Annotated in this window: 23 protein-coding genes; 11 read left to right on the top strand and 12 right to left on the bottom strand. The window is 70.5% G+C overall.

Annotated elements, in window-relative coordinates; genetic code table 11:
- Positions 1 to 560: hypothetical protein (locus tag OG883_RS46115; RefSeq protein WP_266554817.1), on the top strand; the 560-nt coding region annotated here is incomplete at its 5' end.
- A 75-nt stretch (positions 561 to 635) separates the two neighbouring features.
- Here the strand turns inward: OG883_RS46115 and OG883_RS46120 are convergent.
- Positions 636 to 965, bottom strand: coding sequence for a hypothetical protein (locus tag OG883_RS46120; RefSeq protein WP_266554818.1), 330 nt, complete (start codon positions 963 to 965; stop codon positions 636 to 638).
- A gap of 212 nt (positions 966 to 1,177) precedes the next feature.
- On the opposite strand from OG883_RS46120, the gene OG883_RS46125 reads away from it, so the two are divergent.
- Positions 1,178 to 1,480 (top strand): DUF1778 domain-containing protein, encoded by a 303-nt coding sequence (locus OG883_RS46125; protein ID WP_266554819.1) that lies wholly within the window; start codon positions 1,178 to 1,180, stop codon positions 1,478 to 1,480.
- Entirely contained in the window at positions 1,477 to 1,866 is a 390-nt protein-coding gene (locus OG883_RS46130) for a fic family toxin-antitoxin system, toxin component (RefSeq protein WP_266554820.1), read from the top strand. The genes OG883_RS46125 and OG883_RS46130 overlap by 4 nt, the downstream gene beginning before the upstream one ends.
- Positions 1,867 to 2,015: 149 nt before the next feature.
- Here the strand turns inward: OG883_RS46130 and OG883_RS46135 are convergent, their stop codons facing one another.
- On the bottom strand, positions 2,016 to 2,243 hold the full coding sequence (locus OG883_RS46135) for a helix-turn-helix domain-containing protein (RefSeq protein WP_266554821.1): 228 nt from the start codon (positions 2,241 to 2,243) through the stop codon (positions 2,016 to 2,018).
- Positions 2,244 to 2,316: 73 nt separating this feature from the next.
- On the opposite strand from OG883_RS46135, the gene OG883_RS46140 reads away from it, so the two are divergent.
- From OG883_RS46140 to OG883_RS46155, 4 genes are all read left to right on the top strand, one after another.
- Entirely contained in the window at positions 2,317 to 2,739 is a 423-nt protein-coding gene (locus tag OG883_RS46140; RefSeq protein ID WP_266554823.1) for a hypothetical protein, read from the top strand.
- Positions 2,740 to 3,404: 665 nt separating this feature from the next.
- The gene (locus OG883_RS46145) at positions 3,405 to 5,528 is read left to right on the top strand and encodes a hypothetical protein (protein WP_266554825.1); all 2,124 of its coding nucleotides are present in this window, start codon (positions 3,405 to 3,407) and stop codon (positions 5,526 to 5,528) included.
- The gene (locus OG883_RS46150; protein WP_266554827.1) at positions 5,525 to 6,037 is read left to right on the top strand and encodes a hypothetical protein; all 513 of its coding nucleotides are present in this window, start codon (positions 5,525 to 5,527) and stop codon (positions 6,035 to 6,037) included. The genes OG883_RS46145 and OG883_RS46150 overlap by 4 nt, the downstream gene beginning before the upstream one ends.
- A 259-nt stretch (positions 6,038 to 6,296) precedes the next feature.
- A complete protein-coding gene (locus OG883_RS46155) occupies positions 6,297 to 7,109 on the top strand; it encodes a TIGR02391 family protein (RefSeq protein WP_266554829.1) in 813 nt (270 codons plus the stop codon).
- A gap of 29 nt (positions 7,110 to 7,138) precedes the next feature.
- Here the strand turns inward: OG883_RS46155 and OG883_RS46160 are convergent, their stop codons facing one another.
- The 4 genes from OG883_RS46160 to OG883_RS46175 all read right to left on the bottom strand — a co-directional run bounded on the left by OG883_RS46160 (position 7,139) and on the right by OG883_RS46175 (position 11,045).
- On the bottom strand, positions 7,139 to 7,519 hold the full coding sequence (locus tag OG883_RS46160) for a hypothetical protein (RefSeq protein ID WP_266554831.1): 381 nt from the start codon (positions 7,517 to 7,519) through the stop codon (positions 7,139 to 7,141).
- A gap of 54 nt (positions 7,520 to 7,573) precedes the next feature.
- Complete coding sequence (locus OG883_RS46165) at positions 7,574 to 8,350, bottom strand: Ku protein (protein WP_266554833.1); 777 nt, start codon at positions 8,348 to 8,350, stop codon at positions 7,574 to 7,576.
- Between the two features lie 116 nt (positions 8,351 to 8,466).
- Positions 8,467 to 9,903 (bottom strand): restriction endonuclease, encoded by a 1,437-nt coding sequence (locus tag OG883_RS46170; protein ID WP_266554835.1) that lies wholly within the window; start codon positions 9,901 to 9,903, stop codon positions 8,467 to 8,469.
- Positions 9,904 to 10,484: 581 nt separating this feature from the next.
- On the bottom strand, positions 10,485 to 11,045 hold the full coding sequence (locus OG883_RS46175) for a hypothetical protein (protein WP_266554837.1): 561 nt from the start codon (positions 11,043 to 11,045) through the stop codon (positions 10,485 to 10,487).
- Between the two features lie 128 nt (positions 11,046 to 11,173).
- Between OG883_RS46175 and OG883_RS46180 the strand changes: the two genes are divergently transcribed.
- Positions 11,174 to 11,542 carry a hypothetical protein gene (locus tag OG883_RS46180; RefSeq protein ID WP_266554839.1) on the top strand — a complete coding sequence of 123 codons (369 nt, stop codon included), beginning with the start codon at positions 11,174 to 11,176 and terminating at the stop codon, positions 11,540 to 11,542.
- Between the two features lie 84 nt (positions 11,543 to 11,626).
- Positions 11,627 to 12,115: a hypothetical protein gene (locus OG883_RS46185; protein ID WP_266554841.1), complete on the top strand. Its 489-nt coding sequence runs from the start codon at positions 11,627 to 11,629 to the stop codon at positions 12,113 to 12,115.
- 76 nt (positions 12,116 to 12,191) lie between these two features.
- Here OG883_RS46185 and OG883_RS46190 read toward each other — a convergent pair whose 3' ends face one another.
- From OG883_RS46190 to OG883_RS46205, 4 genes are all read right to left on the bottom strand, one after another.
- The gene (locus OG883_RS46190; protein ID WP_266554843.1) at positions 12,192 to 12,998 is read right to left on the bottom strand and encodes a GltA; all 807 of its coding nucleotides are present in this window, start codon (positions 12,996 to 12,998) and stop codon (positions 12,192 to 12,194) included.
- Between the two features lie 163 nt (positions 12,999 to 13,161).
- Complete coding sequence (locus tag OG883_RS46195) at positions 13,162 to 14,076, bottom strand: M48 family metalloprotease (protein WP_266554845.1); 915 nt, start codon at positions 14,074 to 14,076, stop codon at positions 13,162 to 13,164.
- Entirely contained in the window at positions 14,076 to 14,282 is a 207-nt protein-coding gene (locus OG883_RS46200) for a hypothetical protein (RefSeq protein WP_266554847.1), read from the bottom strand. Before OG883_RS46200 ends, OG883_RS46195 begins: the two co-directional genes overlap by 1 nt.
- A 1,011-nt stretch (positions 14,283 to 15,293) precedes the next feature.
- Positions 15,294 to 16,412 carry an IS630 family transposase gene (locus tag OG883_RS46205; RefSeq protein ID WP_266554849.1) on the bottom strand — a complete coding sequence of 373 codons (1,119 nt, stop codon included), beginning with the start codon at positions 16,410 to 16,412 and terminating at the stop codon, positions 15,294 to 15,296.
- A gap of 163 nt (positions 16,413 to 16,575) precedes the next feature.
- On the opposite strand from OG883_RS46205, the gene OG883_RS46210 reads away from it, so the two are divergent.
- Together OG883_RS46210 and OG883_RS46215 are read left to right on the top strand one after the other, a co-directional pair.
- The gene (locus OG883_RS46210; RefSeq protein ID WP_266554851.1) at positions 16,576 to 17,505 is read left to right on the top strand and encodes a hypothetical protein; all 930 of its coding nucleotides are present in this window, start codon (positions 16,576 to 16,578) and stop codon (positions 17,503 to 17,505) included.
- A gap of 3 nt (positions 17,506 to 17,508) precedes the next feature.
- A complete protein-coding gene (locus tag OG883_RS46215) occupies positions 17,509 to 19,323 on the top strand; it encodes a hypothetical protein (protein WP_266554858.1) in 1,815 nt (604 codons plus the stop codon).
- Between the two features lie 35 nt (positions 19,324 to 19,358).
- On the opposite strand, the gene OG883_RS46220 is transcribed toward OG883_RS46215, so the two are convergent.
- Positions 19,359 to 19,943 (bottom strand): hypothetical protein, encoded by a 585-nt coding sequence (locus OG883_RS46220; protein WP_266554860.1) that lies wholly within the window; start codon positions 19,941 to 19,943, stop codon positions 19,359 to 19,361.
- Positions 19,944 to 20,065: 122 nt separating this feature from the next.
- The gene (locus OG883_RS46225) at positions 20,066 to 20,908 is read right to left on the bottom strand and encodes a hypothetical protein (RefSeq protein WP_266554862.1); all 843 of its coding nucleotides are present in this window, start codon (positions 20,906 to 20,908) and stop codon (positions 20,066 to 20,068) included.
- Positions 20,909 to 20,929 lie beyond the last annotated feature (21 nt).

Consider the following 20,929-nt stretch of genomic DNA (forward strand, 5'->3'; position numbering starts at 1 on the left):
CGGCAGAAGCCGTCATCCTGCTGCGCCCACAGCAGCTGGATTACATGACGCGGAAGAGGGCCCGGTCGGAGCAGCAGGCTCTGATTGTCGAGCAGAACGGGCGGCTCGTGGACTCTGCCGCCGTGCGCTACCAGGTCGAGCACGACCTGAACGACGCCCACGACGCGTTGGACCCCGTGTGGTCGCCTGCGGAGCAGGACGCGGCACGGCTGTGGGCGATCACGCTCACGCTGGAGGACTTCTCCGGCACGTCAGCGCTGCTGGAGCGGCTGCCGAGCCAGGGCCTCGGCAGCCCGTATACCGACGGAAACAACTGGCAGTTCGCCTCTTCCGCCCAGCTGTCCGACCGGATCGCAGGCGCCGCCTTCTCCCTGCCGGTCGAAGGCATCATCGTGCACGCACCGGAGAGTCACGGAGACAGCGTCCACGCAGCTCAAGCCTGGGGGTTGGTCGTCACCCGCAGCGGCCACACCTTCTGCACGGGCTGCGCTCCAGGGCGAGTCGAGGCGGCCCATCACGGCCTGATCACCGCGCTGACGCACGCACTGCCACAGCCCTGAGGGACACGAGTTGCATTCGGTGCAACTCGTGCGCCGCCCCTGCCCGCCCCGTCGACCGAACCGGCGGGCTCCGCGTCACTGCCCGAACTCGGCGATCCCGCCCACCGGCTCCTGGCCCGCGCTGCAGCCGACCGCGCGGCCGACCTGCTGGGCCAGGCTCTGCGGCGCCGCCGGAACCCGCTCGTCGCCCCTGTCAGGCGGCTGACGCCCGAGCGGGACGCAGCCAGACTGGCTGCCTACCAGAGCTCCCCCGAAGAGGCGTCGCCCACCGCCTGATCTCCTTATCGTGATGGGCCCGTTGGTCCAACAGGTCGTCGAGGTCGCCCATACGTCGACGGCGTACGCGCGGGCCAGCTGGGTGCGCATGAGGTGCTCGGCGACGACGTGGTCGGTCCAGGGGCCCACGGCCGGTGTGGACCGTGAGAATACGGAGAGTAGCCGTTGCATGTTTCCGTCCCGGCTCAGAGGACGTTACATAATTCGGGTGCACGACAGGCGCGCGCGTGAGAGGCCTCCTCAGGGGCGGGGCGGCGGATGCGCTTCGCCGACGGCCTGGGCCGGGGTAGTCCGCGCCGCTCCCGAGACGCCCGCGTGGTACCGCTGGTACCGTGGATACCATGTCGGATGCCAAAACAGCGTTGAACCTGCGCTTCCCCGATCCTGCGCAACGGGCCGCGATCGCGGCAGCGGCCAGGCAGGCGGGGGTCAGCATGCAGGAGTACATCCTCTCTGCCGCCTACGACCGTGCGACCGCCGTGGAGCGGCGGTTCCTGGACGGTTTCCAGGCGTCCATGGCCCGCAGCGGCGCGGCTTTCGCGGCCGAGCCCAGCAGTCTGGACCCCAGTGCCGAGCAGCGGGCGGCCGAGCAGGAAGCGCAGCGGGAACTCGGACAGCACCAGGAACGAGGCCACGCCGCGTGACCCAGCCGGAACCGCCGCTCCACCCGCTCGACGTCACGTTCCTGCTGCACGCCGCCGAGCTGCTCGACGGTGATCCGCAGGTCGACGACCTCGGACCGCTGTACGCCGCTGTCGCCCGGGTCAATGCCCGAGCGATGGAGCGCGACATCTACGGATCTCTATATCTCAAGGCCGGCGCGCTGCTGCAGACCTTGGCGAAACTGCCGTGCCTGGAGCACTCCAACGAGGCTTTCGCCTGGCATGCGACCGAGGCTTATCTGATCCTCAACGCGCGCGAACTCGACTACCCGCCCAAGGCGGCCGTCGCGCTCGTGCGGGACGCCGCCTCCGGAGCGCTCGGCATCGCCCGGATCGCCCGCCAGCTGCGCGACTGGACCGTCGCCTGATCCCGACACGCGGTACCGGGAATACGCCATGTCCTCGGCGCCCAGCGTTCCACCGGGGCACAGGTCGGCGGTGACGCTGCGCAATGCCGTGGGGTGAGCAAATCCTGGACGATGTACGGAATTTCCCGCGGCACGCCGAGCCGCAGAAATCAGCCCCCCACCACGACGACGGCAACCGTGCGGCGGCTGTCCTCCGAGCCGCCGCGCGTGCGCATGGCGGTGCCGGCTTCGGTGAGCACGCGGTGCACGAACCCGTACGAGCGCCCGCAGCCGTGCGCGAGGGTCCGGATCGAGGCCCCCCTGCTGTACGCCTTCTTCAGCTCGGCCCCGAGCTTCTGTCTGGCCGACCCTTTGATGTGGACGCGGCTTCCCAGCATGTCGGCTCCCTCTCCGTCGCATCGCCGGACTTGTGAAAGTTACTGGTGCCGCTCGGTCGCTCAGCAGCTCGGCGTGCAGGTCCGGACCGCCTGGAACTACTTCGACCCGAAGGACTTCGCTCAGGCCATCGCCGAGACGGTGGCCAGCGCCAAGTCCGGTGGGGGACTGCAGCAAGGCCAGCCCCCATTCCCTCCCTACGGCAATCCCGAGCTGGCGTTGATCATGCATGATGCCCTGGACCACCTGGCCGAGAGCGGCGACCTGTTCACGGTCCTGCTCCAGGTCGCGCTGAACTCCTGGATGGCCGGGCACATTCACGGAGAAGACGGGTGCGACGGCTGCGGACGAGGCACCGCAACCCCTGGCGGTCACGACTGGGAGGCCCGCATGCGGTCGATCACGGCCGCATCGCCCGACATCGAGCGCTGGCTGACGCCCGCAGTGTGGGACGACGCACTGAAGCAGACCGGCTATTCGCTCCAGCCGAGGGCGTAGACCGACCGCCGCCCTGGCCCGATACACCGAGCTCCCCACCGCCGAGCTGACCTGCGCCGCCGACGGCGGCGCGCCGAGATCGGCTTCACCACCGTGCCCGTCGACCTCTGGAAGGAGAAGGAGCAGGAAGGACTGGAGCACCTGGCCACGCAGCTCGTCCAGGCGGTGCTGCAACCTCAGCAGGTCGGGGTGTGTCACCCCGCTCCCTAGCCCATCGCCCCGGTCGGGCCTCGCGCCATTCGGCAGCGTCTTGCCTGCTCGGTCCGGACGGCTGCGACCACATCGCACGATCTGGGCGTTTGGCCGTTTAAACGAACTCGGTGCAGTTCGGTGCGTGTTGGCGTACACTCGGGGGTTGCTGGCCCAGCGTTGCTGTGCCGGCCGCGCACCGCTCTGGATACACGGAAACTGCATGCCGCAGAGTTCGAACTGAGGCATGAGAGCAGCTGGCACCCGTCATCGACGGGCGTTCGGTCCTCGGACCGGCTGACCAGCAGCTCGCCGGTGACCGTAGAACGCCAGTCGGCACGGGACATCGCGGAGACATGAGCCGCTGGTGGAGCGTGACGGCGCTCGCCGCCCCCTGCGGACGGCGCGCAGTGGAGGCAGGGATGACCCTGCCCGCGGGTTTTCCTGCTGCGTGCCATGCCCGGGAGGGCGAGACCTTGACTTCGATCGACGCATTCGACGGCCGGGACGGGCAGGAGCCCGACGACGGCCTTCCTCCGCTGCTGCGCCGGCCCGCGCCGGTGGCGGACCCGCAGCCGGTGACCAGGCTCCGCGGTGCGCGCAAGGCGCTTCTGGAGAACCCCGACACCTCGCTGGACGAGGCCTCGGCGAACGCCGTCACCTCGGGTGCGGTGGATCCCGCGCGGCTGCGGGCTCTGGTGGACGGTGAGCGGGTCAGCCTGCTGACGGCCAAGCCGGTCGTCGGCGGCACGCTGTACGCGACCGCGCCGCACGACCGCTACCTCGACCTCGACGTCCTGCCCGACTTCATCAACCAGCGGTGGGCGGACCAGCTGCGCACGGCCATGGACGCGGCACCGCCCACGTCGCTGGTGACCTCGTACGAGACGCTGACCGATCCGGAGACCGGCGAGCCGATCGCGGTCTTCACGGTGCGCATGCGCGACCGCAAGGCCCTGGCCAGTGCGGTCTCCGAGAGCATGTTCAACACGTTCCACGCCCAGAAGGGCGAGAACGACTACACCCAGAGCGTGCTCCAGCAGGGTGTGAAGGAGCCGCTGACGCTGTTCGTGATGCGCGTCGTGTACGACGACGGCAGCGAGGACACCTTCCTGATCGCGGGCGACGGCAACAGCCGGCTGGTGAGCATGTGGCTGGCGCGCACCGGCGGCGACATCTACCAGGCGATCTCGGCCTGCATCAGCACCGTTATCGGCTCGACCGACCAGCCCGGCGGGCGCAGCCGTGCCGAGCAGGGGGCCGTGCGCCGGCGGGTGACCGAGCTGACCGCGCGCACCCGCAAGAACCTGGCCGCGCCCATGCTGACGGAGGCGACCCGGCGGGAGGGCCACACGCTCGCCTTCCCGGCCACCGTCGTGGTCGGCGCGCGGTCCGACAGCCGCGGGCCGCTGGCGGACCTGGTGGCGGCCCGGGACGACCTGCTGGCCAATCTGCACGTGCACGTCACCGCCTGGACCCCGGGGGCGCAGAACACGCAGGGCATGCAGCGGGTCTACCGGCACGCCCACCGTGAGGGCCTGATCACCCCGGACGTGCACCGGGTGCTGTCGGGCACCGTGGGCGCACAGGCCATGCACGAACTGCTCGGGGTTCCGGCGCACCGGCTGTGGTCGGCCGCGGTCCATCAGCACGCGGTGCTCGCCGGGCCGCACACGGACGCCGTGAACCGGCTGATCAAGCAGGAATTCGGGATGGGCAAGGCCGACCGGCAGCGGGTCAGCGAGCGGCTCGCGCCCATGGCGCTGTCGGACTACCGCAGCCAGGAGGGCATCGAGCAGCCGCTGCGCGCTTTCGGCAACGGCGGCACGATCACCGACACGGTGTGGAAGCAGCCGTGGGAGCTGACCAAGGGCGAGGACACGTTCGAGGTGCTCGACGACATCCTCGAGCGCGCTCTGGCCGGCGAGATGGGCGCCGTGGCGGAGCTGACCGTCCTGGGCGGCACCGCGGCGATCCTCGACAGCTACATCACCCGGGACCGCGGCTCGAAGGAGGGCACCGACCGCGAGGCCCGCAAGGCGCCCTTCCGGGCGACGCCGGTGAAGCTGCTGGATCTGCTGGCGCGGACCGCCGGGGGGCTGCGGATGCTGCACTCCATCGCCCGCGCCCATGTCGCCGCCGACCCGGCCGTGCTGCCCAAGCTGTTCCACACCCAGGAGCGCGAGGTCGACGGTGTCCTGGTCCGCGACGGCGAGCCCATGCTCGACAAGGCCGGCCAGCAGATGATCATCGACTACGAGTGGGACCTCGTCCACGCCGCCGACCCGGCCCAGGCCCTGGACACCATCGCCAAGAACCACGCGGAGGCCAAGGCCAAGACGGGCGGCAAGCAGCAGGAGCCCGAGGCGGAAGACGTGCGCCTGCGCCGGACGCTCGAGCTGGGCATCACCTCGGCCGCCAAGGCCGCGCGGGCGCTGGCCCGCATGAGCCAGAGGCGCGGCAACCAGGTGTTCGGCACCTTCGATGCCGTCCAGGGCCAGCGCGAGCAGCTGGGCCAGCTCTCCGAGATCCTCACGAAGTTCGGGCCGGTCGACACCTCCCTCTTCGTGTTCGACGAGGACGAGGAGGACAACGAGTGAGCGCCGCTCTCACGCTGCCCGCGCAGATCGACCGGGCGCTGCGGCCGGTGCTGCGGCTGGTGGGCTCGGTGCTCGACGACAGCGTGGTCCGGGGCGGCGACAGCCACTCGCCGGTGGTGGTGTGCCCGGCCCTGCCGGGTGCGGTACGCCGCCGGGTGGGGGCGAGATGTGCGGTGTATGTCGCGTGGGACAGCCGCCGCGGGTGCCAGTACGTGGGCAGCGTGTGCCGCCAGGGCGCCGGCGCGGTCGGCGACCGGTTGGCCGAGCACTACGCGCACCCCACGACCGGCGTCATCCGGCGGGGGGCCTGGTCTCTGCTGACCGTCCTGCCCCTGGCCGACCAGACCGCCCTGGAGGTGGTGCGCAACGCCGAGGGGTGGACGGCCCGGCTGCTGAACCCGCTGGACGGATCCGCTCACCCGCGCGTCGACCTCACGCAGACACCCACCGCGCTGGCCCTGCTCGCCGTCCGGCAGACGCCGTTCACGGGCCCCGGCGCGGGGCGGTGACGGGCGCCGGGGCGGCGTAGCCGCCGTCGGGGCACGTAAGCGGCCCCCGGGTGTCCACGGCGCCCGGGGGCCGCTATGCGGTGCAGGGCGAGCACGGGACATCAATCCCTGGCCGGGCCGAATCTGAGGTCGACCGCGGCTCCCAGGCGAGCGTGCCGGGGTCGCGGACTTTCCGTAGGCGCGGAAATGGGGCAGCCGCCCACCCGCGCCCGTGTCATCCTGACCGGTTGGCCATATAACGAGGGGAAGTTGAGAAGGCATGGCAGCGCGTAGACACGAGCCCTGGCCTGCACCGGTCGTCACTGCGGTGGCGGGTGTGCTCGGCGACACCGCGCAGGGGCTGACCGGTCGGGAGATCGGACAGCTGCTGACGACCGTGAAGGTGCCGGACGTGGAGGGCGGCAACAAGCGGGACCGGCTGGCCGGGGCGCTGCTGGCGCACCAGGCGCGCCAGAAGGCGTCGAACTGCGTGATCGCGTTCATCAGCGCAGCGATGGCCCCGGTGCTCTACGCGCAGCAACCACACACGTTCTCGCGCCGGCAGGACGACCTCAACGAGATCCTCGTCCATGTCGGGCTGCGGGTGAACGACGAGGGGCGCCTTGCCAGGGGGCCGGCCGCGGCCACGCTGAGCGAGGCCGCCCGGCACGCCAGTTCGCTGCGGTCGGAGCTGCGCCGCCGCTCCACGCATCCTGAGGTGCTGCGCTACTGCACGCTGGAGATCTTGGCCAAGAACCCTTTCCACGCCAGCCTGGAGGCGGTCAAGTCGGTGGCCGACCGGCTGCGTCAGCTCACCGGTCAGGGCCTGGACGGGGCGCGGCTGGTCGACTCGGTGCTCATGCCCGGCCAGGGCACGGCCCGGGTGGCCATCAACGCGAACGTCACCGGTCCGGAGCTGGATGAACAGAAGGGGCTGGCAAACCTGGTCAAGGGACTGTTCAGCATGTACCGCAACCCGGCCGCGCACGAGCCACGGCTTCACCGCACGGTCACCGACGAGGAGTTGCTGGAGCTGCTCACCACGCTGTCGATGGTGCACCGTCGGCTCGACGGCGCGCACGTCACCCCCTGAAGCCGCTCGCGGGCCGCCTCAGCTGGCGCCTACGCGGAGTCGCCGTCGGCCGGGCTGCGTGGCTGGGCACGCTGCCCGAGGAGGAACGCCGCGGTGTCGTGGTCCATCGTCGAGAGGGCGGCAACCGTGTCAACCGGCTCCCAGCCCGTTGACCGGCGAGGGCCAGGGCGCTGTCCACGGCGCACAGATGGTTGTTCACGGTCTCTCGGACGTACTACTCCACGGCCCCACGGCTCGTCCTGCGTCCAGGCGGCCCGTACGGCGCCGCTGAAGGCCCGCTCGATCACCTCTTCGCTGCCCGTCTCGTGCTCGGCTTCCAGGCGTTGAAGCAGTCCCGCCACGTGCCGGGCCGTGGGCAGGGACAGGCTGCGGCAGTTGGCCTGGATTCGCGTCTTCAGATCATCTGTCATACCTGGGCAACGAGGCGGAGCCGGGCGAGGAGGGTGAATCCCTCGGCGCGCAGGTTACGGGTATGGCTCGCGCCCGTTCCGGGCTCGGCGGATGCTGGCCTCCAGGGCCGCCATCAGGTCCACCGGCGGCACCGGCTCGGGAGGCTCCTCCCAGCCCACACCCGCGAGTTTGGCTTCCACGACCTGCTCCAGCGCTGCGCCGTACTCGTCGTGCAGGGCGCTGATGTCCACGCCGGTCAGGTGGTCGATCAGCGTCTCGGCGAGCTCCAGCTCCCGTGTGGTGGCCGGCGCCGCCACGGCGATGTCCTCGGGTGGGCGGACTTCCTCCGGCCACCGCAGGGCGTGGACCACGAGGACGCCCTGGCGCGGGCGCAGCACCGCCAAGCGCTCCCGGGTGCGCGCGGCGAACTTGGCCACGGCGAGGACCCCTTTGCGGGTCATCGCCTCTACCAGCAGGGTGTACGGGCGCAGAGCCGCCTGCCCGTCGGCCGGTCCGGCGTAGTAGAACCGCTCGTACAGCAGCGGGTCGACGTCCCGCTCGTCGACGAAGCCGACGATCTCCACGGCCTTGCGGGTGGCCAGCGGAAGGTGGTCCAGGTCCTCATCCCGCAACACGACTACCCGGCCGTCCGGGGCCTGCCAGCCCCGGCCGATCTCGGACTCGCCGACCTCGCGGGCCTCGGCCTCGCACACCTGCCGGTGCCGGATTCGGGCGCCGTCCGCGGCGTGCACGCGGTGAAGGCGCGGCCTCGCCTCCTCGATCCCCGTGTAGAGCCGCACCGGCACGCTCACCAGTGCGCAGGTGATATGGCCGGACCACAACACGCTCATGAGCCCACCCTGTACGACGAGCCCGGGGGCCGCACCGCCACTACGCCGCAGGGAGGAGTGTGGAGAGAAGCAGGAGCCAGTCGGGCCGGCCGGGGCGGCGGACCTCCTCCGGCTCGCTACCAGTCGGCCACGGGTCGCAGGGCCAGGGCGTCGGAGGTACGCGCGTACTCCCACCAGTACAGGTGGTACACCTCCTTGGGCTCATGGAGCTGGTGGTGCGACCGCAGGGCACAGACGAGCAGTTCGCTCTCCGTGACCCGGCCCGGCCACTCATCCGAGAGAGACCGACCGTCCTCGCCTCGGTACGGATTTCTCACCAGAAGGCCCGTGACCCACTCTGCAGGCGCGTCATCGCAGTCCATCGGGTCCAGCTCGCTGTGCGAGACGACGTAACCGACGACCTCCAGCGGCACCCTCTGCTCAAGGTGGTGCCGAACGACTGCCGGGCCGTTCAGCGGACGGAAGTAGCTGAATGCTGCGGCGTCGAACTGTTCGAACAAGTGCCGGATCGGCTGGAAGTCCACGGGGACGCCGGGCAGCTGGAACGACAGGTGACAGTCGTAGACCGCCCGAAAGCGGTGGTTGGCGATGCTCGCGGTGAGGGTGTAAAAGCCTCCGCCCTGGCAGGTGTCGAAGTAGGTGACCTGCTCGGTGTGGTGGGCGTTCTCCAGGGTGTCTTCGCGCTTTTTCCAGGCACGCAGCGCCTCGACGAACTCGCGGGCGCCGACGCCGTGCCAGTTCGCGCTCGACTGCTGGATGTTCCACTGCGGTGCGGCACTGGTCCAGCCCATCGAGCCCAGCCCGTACAGCAACTCCACGATGCCGTCCTCGTTGTACGGCCTGACCGGCACATCGAGAGAGACGCCGCTGCCGCTGCCGAACGCCCAGTCCACGTCGGGCAGCTCCGGCACGAAGATGAACTCCCCGAACCCGCCCCTGGACTTGACGTACGGCAGCGGCTTCAGGTCGGGGTCGAGCAGCCGCGCCTCGGCACCCGGCAGGCCGGTGGCCGGCCGGCGCCGACGCCGGGGCTTGGGGACAGCAGCGAGGTGCACGCGGCCGTGGGTGATCAGTTCCTCCCGCTTCACCTGCAGGAGGTTGACCAGCGACCTCGGTGTGCTCAGGACCTGAGTCAGCTCGTCTTCGCCGAACAGCAGGATCGGCCCCCGGTCCCGGCGCACCCGCAGGTCCTCCACCGCCGAGTCGGTGAAGCCGTTCACGCTGATGATGACGCCTACGACAGCGGATGAGGCGGCCCGCTCCATCCGTGAGCGGACGGAATCGAAGACGTTGATGTCGGCCGGCTCGTTGTGCCACTTGGCCTCGATCAGGTACCAGGTGTCCCCGTAGCGGGCCACCAGGTCCGTCTGCCGCGGTTTCGCGACGGACGCGTTGCGGTCGACCCGGAAGTGCGCCCGCCTGAACAACTGCTCCAGCAGCACCTCCAGCTGGTAGCCCCGCTTGTGGGCGGACGGCATCGCCCCGAGCTGCTTGAAGTCCGCCAGCAGCGAAGACCCTCCCGCTCTGACGCGTTTCCCCTCACCGGCAGCCATGGGCTCCCTCCCTGTCTTGATCTCGACGATGGGCTCACCTCTCCACGACCGTCGCCGCCAGGATGGCGTACGGCACTGACAACACCGCCTGGCCAGCGGCGAAGCCTTCTCGCGGAGCGTCGGTGGAGTAGGCGACAACTGCAGCGGACGCGGTCGGTGAAGCCCTGGGAGCTATCGAACGAGTCCAGCCGGAAGGGAGCGTTCTCGCTCGCAAGCCGCTCGTGTTCGTCTGGGACGAGGCGCCGCCCGGCCGGCCGGTGCTGTTGGCGATTCGCCCGACCGCGCCGTGTCCTGCTGAGCCAGCCCGCCCGGTGCCACCGGCTGCCAGGCTGAGCCTCATGGACTTTGTCGATGCCGCCCTGGACAGCGTCTGGCCCGCCGAACTACGTACCGACCGGCTGCTCCTGCGACCGGTCACCCCCGAAGACGCGAACCTTGTCCGCGAGTTGCTGACCGACGAGCGGGTCCGGGTCTACCTGTGCGGTCCCGCCTCGCACGCGCGCGTCGCCGCCCGGCGGGCGTGGTGCTGCAGGGCGGCGAAGTTGGTGGCCGCCGCTTCAACGAGGCCACCGAACCTCAGATCAGCGACGCTCGATGCTGAAACCGCTGTCGTGCAGAGCCGCGGTCCACCGGTCCCGGTCGAACCACTTGGTGATGTCCGGGGACATGGCAGTGATCTGCTTCATCCGGTCGTCCCAGTCGTGACCGGAGGGACCACGACTGCCCTCGCAACCCTCGCAACCGTCCTCTCCGTGGATGTGACCGGCCATCCACGCATTCACGGCAACGTTGATGATCACTGCGAAGAGGTCCCCGCCGGTCTGCACAAGCGAGTCCGGAACACCGGCCAGCACCAGAGCCAGTTCGGGATTGTCGACCGGCGGCATGGGAGCCACGCCCACGCCGGCGCTCTCGCTGGAGGCCTCGAACTTTTTGTGCTGCTGGGCGAGGGACTTGGCCAGCTCTTCCGCGTCGAAGTACCGCCATGCGGAACGTTGTTGGATACCCAGCTGAGCGGCGACCCTGCTCATATTGGCTTCAATGGTGTCCTCGACGGACCCGGGCCGCATCGTCACCCCGAGGCGGGCGAGTTCGGCCAGCGTCTGCGCGACCGCATCCTTGAAAGCTTTGGTGTTCCTCACGGAAACAGACTAGGGCCTACCCGCACCGCCACGTCCAAGCCGCCTGTTCCGCCGAACTGAGCGGACACTTCTCCGAGGCGATATCTACGCTGGAGACTCACGAGGACCTGAGCCTAGGGAGGGAAGCCGTGGAGGACAGCTTGGCGGAGCGCCGGGCGGCGCACGCCCGGTGGCGCGTTCAGCGGTGGACCGAGACGGCGCTGAATGCCGTGATGTCGGATCCCGCTGTTCAGCGCCTCAGGGAAGAGATCGACCAGCTGGAAGCCTCCTTGGCGCGAGAGCTCAGCCCCAAGCTCCGGCGCTCCCAGGAGCGGTACGACCGTGCGGTGAGGGACGGCGACTACGACCTGCTAATCCGGAGGTGTCCGGGAAAACATGGCAGGTGGGGGCGGATCTGTGTCCTGGATGTCGGGCACGAGGCGGACTATCCGCACTTAGGGACCACCCCCGAAGGGCAGCCGGTGGCATGGGTGGGAACTGCTCCAGACGACGATTGACCTGCTTGATCGGCATATCCGCTGCTTCACCCCAATCAGGAACTGGCAAGCCCGAGCTGCGCGATCGGGAGGCTATTCCGAGAGTTGCAACATCCGACTCCACCATTACGGGAGGCGGTCGGTGCGATCGTCAGCTGGTGGACAGCGGCTGTGCCCGGCGGCGGCCCGTTGGTTGCTGTCACCCAGGCGGCGAACGTCCGCTCGCGCCGCCTGCTGGAGTCGGTCGGCATGGTGCTCGTCGACGAGTTCGACGAGCACGGTGCCCGGCAGTGCCTGTACACCCCTGGCGGCGACGAGGACGACTCCGACCTGCGCTGGTTCCGCCTGGTCGCCTCACGCTTGGACGAGGTGGAGCGACGCCGCGGCGCACAGGCCCGCGCCACCGCAGCGGGTCAGCGCCTCCCGGAGGACCTGACGGCTCTTACCGCCGACGAACTAGGCCAGCTGTGCCCTGCCAGCCACGGGCTCTACGGCCGTATCTGCGCCCACGCGGCAGGCCACACTCCGGCCCTCCACCTGGGCCGGGCCCCCGACGGCGCGTGGATCGCCTGGCTGACAGGCCGCGCGGTATGACGCTCTGCCCGGACCGGAGCGGGTGTGCACCGCGGCAGGTTCTGACGAGTACGGCGCAGCGGGCCGACGCCGGCGGTCAGCTCGCGATCGGCGGATACCGCAGCCAGTCTTCGTCCCAGCCGTGGCCCGGATCTTCGTGGAGGTCCTCCACCGGCGGGTGGTAGGCCCAGCCGGTCCGGTGGAGGGCTTGGGCCTGGTCCGCCAGCGCCTTGAGTCCGATCCAGCGTTCCTCGGCTGGGCGGAGCAGGGTCGCCTGGCCGGGATGCTGGCGGTAGAGCTCGCCGGGCTGCTCTTGCATCCAGCCGGCGGACACCGCTTCGGCGTTGAGGCAGAGGGCGACGTCCTGGCCGTACGGCAGGGCGGGCCAGGCACCCAGTGCGCGGGCCAGCTCGGTGTAGAGGGTGACCGTGGTCCCCATGACCGGGAATCGTTCGGCGAGCAGCCCCTCGAGCAAGGTGCGCGGCGGGATGAGGCCGGGGGCCGGGTCGTAGGGGCCCGGGGCGGTGGAGCCGTCGGCCAGGAGGTCCAGACAGGGTGAGACGACCCAGGCGATGGTCGGGTTGTTGATCAGCGTGTGGATGTCGCGGGACAGGGCGAGCGGGTCGGGGAGCAGGTCGTCCGCGTCGAGCTGGCGCAGCAGCACTCCCGTGGCGCGGGCCAGGGCGAGGGTCCGGGCCCGGGCGGCGCCGCCCGGCCGGCCGGTGTCGGTGGAGATCCACGGCTCGTCGGGCAGGTACTTCAGGTCGACGGGTCCATCGGCCTGCACCAGCCATTCCATCTTCCAGTCGGGAGGGAGTTGTTGGACGGCCAGGGAGTGGTAGGCCTCGCCCAGGAATGTGGCCGTGGCGGCATGGACGGGCGTGATGATGCTGATCACCGGCATGAGCGGGGCCCCTTCGTTCGCGATCGTGCCGGGCAGTCTGTGCGCCCTCCTTGGCCGTAGACGGCGTGCGCCGCGGGGCTCCCGTCGCCCGGGAGGTTTCGGGCACCGCGTGGTCTTCGGGGGCCGCCGCACGGAATTCGCCTCTGTCGCGGCCAGCTCCGGCTCACGCAGCGAACGGCGGGATCTTGGCGTAGGCGTCGGGCATCGCGGCGAGGGGGTGGGGCTTGGGGGCGGCGGGTGCGCTGATGCGCCGGGCCCACCAGATGCGCAGCCGGTACGGGGGGTGGGTGGTTGCCGAGCGCAGGCCGAGCCACAGGCGTGCGGGCTGTGGGATCGTGCGCAGCAGTGCGGTGTTGCGCCTCCACAGGGCGATCACGGAGTTGCGGCCGCAGGCGCGCACGGCGCGGGCGTCGCAGGCGAGCTCGCTGTGCCAGACCCATCCGATGTACAGCAGCCGGAGGGCTACTGCTGCCAGGACGGCGAGGGACCAGGGCAGCCACGCGGCCGCCAGGACGACCAGGAGCACCCCGACGGCCTGGACCACGGTCGAGCGCGCGTTGTCGCGGCGCAGGATGTGGCCGAGCTCGTGCTCGAGGACGGCCGGCAGGTGGTCGGTGTCGCCCGGGCCGAACCAGTTGCTGCCCAGCCACACATGGGCCCGCCGCCCGGCGCCCACGGAGGCGGCCTCGTTGCCGTCGCCGGCCGGGTCCCAGCCGTCGGTGAACGCGATGCTCAGGCGCTGCAGGCGGTGCTCGCGGGCCACGGCCCACAGGTGGCTCTCGGTGCTCCGCATCAGCTGTACGGCCGCGCTGTAGAGGGGGCCCGGGGCGTGCGGGGGCCTGGAGCGCAGGAGTCTGTTCCAGGTGTGGTGCTGGGCCCGGAAGCCTTCGGCTACCTGGGTACGACGGTCACTGGCGCAGTGAACTGCCCAGACCCAGCTGGCGATCACGGCCATGGGGAGGGCGTGAAGCCCCAGGTGCGGGCCGCTCCCCCACCGTGTGATGACCGCGATCGTCAGCATCCAGCCGACGACGAAGTGGCTCCAGAAACGGTCCCGTATCCACCCGATCGTCTGCATCACCGCTCTGCCGGGTCGGACAGGTCGGGCAGAGCCGTGTGCTGCGTGGACGTGCGCAGTTGCTGGGCGCAGACAGCGGCCTGCCGGCGCTCGCGGCGCTCGGCATCGCGGTGGGCGACGCGCAGAGCGCCGAGCTCCCACATCACCAGGGCGCCCATGGCGGTGAGCGCGAGCAGGCCCATCCAGCTCAGCACGGTGACCATCATCAAGTTCCCTCATCGCAGGTGACGTTCGGCCGAGCCCCCGGACGGAGTGGCGAACGCGGTCGGCCGGGCCGGGCCCAGGAGCGTCCTGCTCGGTGCTGGCAGTTTTCGGCACCGGCGAGCTGGTGAACGCAGCATGTGCGGGGCGTCCCGTCCGGCGGACCGCCTTACGCGAACTACTCGTCATGGCGTTCCGCACGGCGGGACGAGGGGCGTCATCTGGGACAGGTGGGGCGGGATGTGCCGCAGGCTGTGGGGGCGAGGGCCGCCCTCGTCGTCCGGGCCGTACGGCCAGGTGCCCGCAGGAGGTCAGCCCCGGTGAGCCGCACGATTTGCCTCGAAGATCTCACCTGATTCCTCATACGTCGGGCCGCACCTAACCCTGGTGGTGACGTCGGCATGAGTTCCCCGACACGGGCACCGTCTGCTTTCGGCCTCAGGGGCGAAAGCCGAAGACCGTCCGAGGGCATCGCCCGGCTCCACAAGGCGCACCAGATCCGACCCAACCCTGCTGATAGTCCTGCGAGTTCACGGGTGCGGCGGAGAGGCGGACAGGGCGCACGCATCCGGACAAGTTCTCCGTATCCGGCTACGCGGCGAGCACCGGTGCATACGCTGGACGAAGTTGTCCCAGTGGCCTCCCCCGTACCACTGGGACAACTTTCGTAGAGGCAGTCCTCCTCGGGCCCTGCTGTGCAAGACAGGGCACCGCCGGGGCTGCTCTTCCGGTCGCCGCCTGCCCGACTGTTCCTGGTCACAGTTGTTTCCTGGGGAGCCACGGAGCCACCCCTTTCCCGGGCGCCGTGGGCGTCGGCATCACGTCACGCGGCCCGATTGCTGCCCTGTATCGTCGTGGTGGCGTACTTCGCTGGTGCGCGCCGCGGCCGGGCCCACCTCTGGTCGAGGGTGAATCGAGCGGCCGCTCGGAGGCGAATGTGACTTGGTTGTACTGGTGTGTCCTTGACGCCTCGTACGCTCCCTAGTGCGTTGTCCACGAACGTTCGCCGGGGTTGATCATGCGGCTTGAGGACGTGGACGTCCCCAGCGTTGCTGGCGTTCGCTTCGGGCCTTGGCGCGTTCGCGGCGTTGGGCGGCCAGGACATCGGGGTGGCGGGCGTTGGCGTTGCGCCACCGCAGGTAGTCCTGCAGTTTCCGGGCGAGCACGGTGTGGTTCGGATGGTTGGAGCCGCCCATGACGAAGTTTCGCAGTGGCCCGAACTGGGCCTCGATCGGGTTGGCCCACGACGCGCTGGTCGGCGTCAGGCATAACTCGACCTTGTGTTTCCTCGCCCAGGCCCGGATCGCCGGCGTCTTGTTCGCCGAGAGGTTGTCCATGATCACGTAGATGGGGGCGCCGTCGGGTCGGGCGGCCCGGATCGACTTCAGCGCCGCGAGGCTGTGGTCACCGCCTTTGCGGCGGCGGGTGATGCCCCACAGCCGGTCGTCGCCGATGGAGTAGCAGCCGTGGAAGTAGCGGATGCCGTGAGTGCGGTGGTAGGTGGCCGGCAATCGCTCCGGCTTCTTCTCCTCGGCCCAGCCTGAGCCGTGGCAGGGGCGGATCGACAGCGGGCCGAACTGGTCGAAGGCGAAGCAGCGGTCCAAGAAATGCCTGGTCACGTGCTCGATACGGTCAAGTTTGGTGTCCTTGTCGGGATCCTTGGACTCCTTCCAGGTGCGAGTGCGCTGGAAGGAGATCCCGTGTTCGCGCAGGATCTGTCGCAGCCGTTCCCGGCCGATTTTGACCGTCCGGACCCGGTTGTGGGCCAGGTGGTCGGCGAGCTTGCGCAGACTCCAGTGCGTGAACGGACGTCCCACTGCCACCGGGCGGGTCTTGGCCGTCGCGATGATGAACTCGCGTTCGTCATCGCCGATCAGGCGGGGACGGCCTCCCGCCCACCGAGGGTCCAGTGCGGTCAGGCCCATCTCGTTGAACGCGTGGATCACATCACGGACGGTGTCCTCGTGCGCGGCGACCAACCGGGCGATCGCCGTCACCGGAGTGCCCGACGCCGACGCCATGATGATCAAAGCCCGTCGGACTCGCACCGACTCGTGTCTACCCCGCCGGACGATCTGCTGCAGCTTCTGGCCCTCGTAGTCACTCAACCGCCTTGCCCTGACTGGCTCTGTCATCCACCACCACACCCTCAACAGCGATCATCCGGCCATCGAGAGCGAGCCTGGCAGACCCAGAACCGCAAGCACCAACCCACGTGCCCCCGGCGAACGTTCGTGGACAACGCACTAGCGGCTGCTGTGGTGGGACGGCATCGCGAGGGATGTGCAGGAGTTCGTCATGGCACAACCGAAAAAGAAGGCCAACCTCAGCCACCAGCAGCAGCTCGCCCGTGCGTTGAACCGTGCCTCCGGGTGCGGCTACCAGGAGGCGTTGCGGCGGGTCGCTGAGGCCGCGCGCAAGGGCTTGCTCCCTGCGCTCTTGGACAGGGCCGGCCGGGAGCGGGCGGTTGAGATCCTGCTCGCCGCCGACGCCTCCGTGCTCGAGACACCCTCCGCGCCAGTTCCCTTGTCAGACCTTGCCCCCTGGGCCAAGCGCGCCCGCGCCGAGCTCAGTCGGTTCTCTGCCCTGTTCGGTGCCGACCTGGTCGCCCAGGACGAGGACAGCGATGAGCGCGCCGCGTTCGTGGCGTACTGCGAGGAGGCGGAGGGCGAGGACCTCGCGGCGGTCTGGCTGTATCTGGGCGCTGGGTGTATCGCGTCCTTCAATCAAGGCCGCGGCCTTAAGACACACGGGGAGTGGCGGACCTCACTGGACCAGCTCGAGCAGCAGATCCAGGAGCACTGGCGGGGCATGGTGGGAGCGGTCGACTTCACCGATGGGTTCACCACCGCCGAGGAGGTCTTCAACCGCGACGTGTGGGACCTGCCCACCATGGCGATTCTGGCCGGAGTGCCGGAGGCGACGCTGCCCACGACCCTGCGGTTGTGGGCCAGGGCCTGTGGCAACGTGGCGGCGGGGGACGCCGGGCGCGCGCTGGCCGCCTTCGACCAAGCCCGTGAACACCGGTTCGCCTTCGACCTGGCGCAGATCCAGGTCTCCATGATGCTGCGAGCCCTCACGTCGAGCTACACGCTGCCCGAGCTGGTCAAGTTCTCGGCCCAGTTCGCCGACGCCCTGGCCCGCCACCACATCACCGCCGCCGAGGGCCCGGACACTGACGCCCCGGTCACGGCTCCCTCCGCCACTGCTTCCGGACAGGAGGGCTGACCCATGACCCAGTCCCTTCCGGCGATCTCCGCCCAGGGTTTCGCTGCGCTCGGCGTGGAGCTGCCCGCGCTCGCCACGATCCGGGTCGCGCTGACCGGCGGGGGCGGCGGAAAATACCACGTGCCGCCCTCCGATCTGCGCCGCTACTCCTATGGCGGCTGCCGCTACGCCCGGCCTGCGGCGGACGCATCCACGTACCCCCTGTTCGAGGTGTTCGGCGAGATCTGCAAGAAATGCTCCGTCACCCTGGCCGACGCACCAGACGCCTTGTGGCGGGCCGCCACGTTCACCGCCGACCGGGCGGTGGCTCTCCAGCGCGCCCGGTCAGACCAGGCGGCGCGCACCTGGCTCGGCTACGCCCGCTACGCAGCCCAGCAACAGCCGGGTGACGAGGAGCAGTTCGACGCCTGGCTCAAGGCCGCCCGCACCAACCGCAAGCTCGCCAAGGACGCCCGGACGCTGGCCGATGCCCGCAAGGAACTGGCCGCCGAATTCGCCGAGTTCCTGACCGGCTACGCCGCCGACTGCCCGGAGGTGGACGCCTACAACGGGGCCCGCGATGCGGTGCGCCGCACGGCCGGCAGCCAGGAGCGGCGGGTTCTGGACGAGGTGACGGCCGCGGTCGCGGGGAAGTCCGCCCGGCGCGCGCGGCAGTACGAGCCGGATCCGGAAGTCGAGGCGTGGCAGCTGGTGTGCGGGGTGTGGCTGGCGGCCCGCTCGCGCGGTCTGGACGCCGCCCGCACCGCCGCATTGGTGCAGGACGCGGTGGCCCGGGAGCTGGCCGGGGCGCGCGTCGTGGACGTCACCCGCCTCCCGGCGCCGCAGAACCCGGGAGGCGGGTACGACAGCCCGGCGGCTTGGGCGGATGCCGAGCTGGCGGGGTGGTGGCCGCGCGCGGTCGCCGAGGCGTGTGCGCGGATGGAGGCGGAGTTCGAGGCCGAGTCGGCGCACACGGCGCCGCGGCTGCTGCTCGTCCACGACTGGCCGCTCACCAATACCCGGGATACGCCCGTCGCCTACCTCGCCGCCTGCCCGGTGATCGGCCCGCTGGTCCCCTTCGGCTACCGGCGCACCGGCTACTTCAGCGGGGCCGGGGATGCCACCGGGCCGTCCTACTCGGCGGTCATTGCTGCGCCCGGGCACATCGTCGCCAAGCTGGAGAAGGAACAGGCCGCCGTCCAAGGCCGTCACAACCCGCCCCGGTTCGTGGCCGCCGGGCCCGTCACCGGACGCCGCCGAACCGATACGGCGGCGGCCCTCAAGCTGCTGCGTACCGCCTTCCCCGTGCTGCCCGCGGACGCCGACAGCGCCCCGGACACCGTGCCGGCAGTCGTCGGGGAGCAGCGCCACGCCCGTGCCGAGTCGAGCTACCGGCTCGAGCGCGGCAACGACGGCGAGCGGGCCTCCCGGATCGCGTCCTCCCTCAGCGAGGGCTACGGCTGCTGGATCCCGGGCGGGAGCGAGCAGACCGCGTTTCTCAAGGAGCTCCGATCCTGGCTGAGCTGGCAGGTGCTGCGCCTGGACCTGTGGTGCGGGCCCGAGGGCGGCGAAGGGGTCTGGGCGAGCCTGTACGGCACCCTCGACGAGGTCGGTGACGGGATGCTGGCGCTCAAGCCCGGCGGAGAGCACCACCCGGTGCGGATCCCGCTGAACCGGGTGGTCGCGCTGGCCGGCGCGCCCCGCTGGGACCGGAACCACCCCTACCAGGAGGCTCCGCTGTGGAAGCCGTACGAGCCAGTTCCCGCCCGCGACACGGCAGCCGTTGCCACGCCGCAGCGCCATATCCGCGTCCTGCCCGGTGCCGGGGAGGAGAAGTAGCCGAGGGCTGCACACTGCCGCTGGGGCGGGGTGGCTCAGCCGTCTCGGACCTGGTGGCCGCCGTCCACGGGATCTGAGTCGGCGCGGACCTGATCGCGCCACCCGGCGGGCCACTGGGTGGCGGCATCCCAGCGCAGACCGCCGAGGTAGAGGTGGGTGAGGTCGGCTGCACTCAGGTCTGCTCCGCAGACGTCGTTGCCCGCGCGGTCGAGCCTGTTCTCGGCCTGCGTGAGGTCGTCGGCCAGGCGCTGGAGGGTCCTGCGCGCCGAGCGGGGCGTGACGGTGGCCAGTTGTTCGGCGTTATGCCGGGCCTGGTTCACGGCGGCGGCGAGCTGCTCGGCGCCGTCCGGCAGCGCGGCGTCGCGGAGTTGGGGCGGGACGGTGATGTCGAGCGCGTCCGGCAAACGCACGAGGGAGGGGGCCGACTGGTCGAGGGCGGCCTGCGCCATGCGCCGGGCCTCGGTGATCTGCTGGGCGAGCCACAGCAGGTGTCCACGGGTCTGCAGGCGCGTCGCGGCGTCCCACGAGGCGATCGTGTGGGCGGCCGCCGAGAGGGGAAGCCCGGGGCGGCGCCGGGTGAACCATCGGGTGATGTACGAGGGCCAGGCCGCCTTTCCCACCCGCTCCCCCTCGCCCGCGCCGACTCTTCGGCGCACCCTATGCCCACGCCCTGCTCACGGGGACGGCGTGCGCCGCCGCAACGGTGGCTCGGTGGTGGGGGCCGGTGGCCGGCGGGCGGGATCTAGGTGAGGCCGATGCCCTGAGGTCCCTGCTGCTGATGCGCGGCGGACTGCTCCTGGTGGTCGCGGGTGACCTGCTGCGGGGCGGCGGGGGCGGGGTAGTCGGCGGCCCGCTGCCCCTGCTGTTCCTGGACGCGCGCGATGCGCCGTCTCAGTTCGTCGGGGTCCGCGTTCTGCACCGCCTTGGTGAACTCCTCGACGCTGACCGTCTCGGTGGACTCCTCGGCGCCCACCGTGTCGTGCTCACCCGGTGTTCCCTGCTTGAGCTGCCTGACGAAACGCTCCTGGCGCTCCCGCATCTCGGCGAACCCGTCCGAGTACGACGTGCCGATGGCGGCCTCGAATCGCCTATGGATTCCGGGGCCCGAGGCGTTCGGAGGGGAGGGCGGCATCAGGGCGCGGGCGCTCACGACGAAGCGGGGACCGGGGAGGGTGTTGAGGACGGATTCGTCGACGTCGGCGCGACTGGCCACGATGAGGCTCTCGGCCGCGCCGGCCCGCGCAAGGAGCGCCTCGCGAGTGCCGGGGTCGTGCAGGAGGTCGGTGTGAACGACCAGGACACCGCCGGTGTTGCGCTCCGGATGCTGGACCGCCTCACCGGCGGGCATGGGCGTACACGTGAGGTCCGGGTGCAACTCGGCGACGGTGGCGCGGATCTGGGGCAGCAGGTGGCGGAAGTCGATCACCGTCAATGACGTGCCCGTGCGGGCGGCCAGGTGCGCTCCCGCAGCGACGGCGATCTGTCTGCCGGGGGCCCCGAACTCGTAGGAGACGAGGCCTCCCCCGGAGGCCACCAGCGAGTCGACAAGCTGTGCCGCCTCGGGGTGGTTGATCGCATCGTTCATGTGGGTCCCTCTTCGCGATGA

It is taken from the genome of Streptomyces sp. NBC_01142, from assembly GCF_026341125.1.
In the GTDB taxonomy this organism is placed as follows: domain Bacteria; phylum Actinomycetota; class Actinomycetes; order Streptomycetales; family Streptomycetaceae; genus Streptomyces.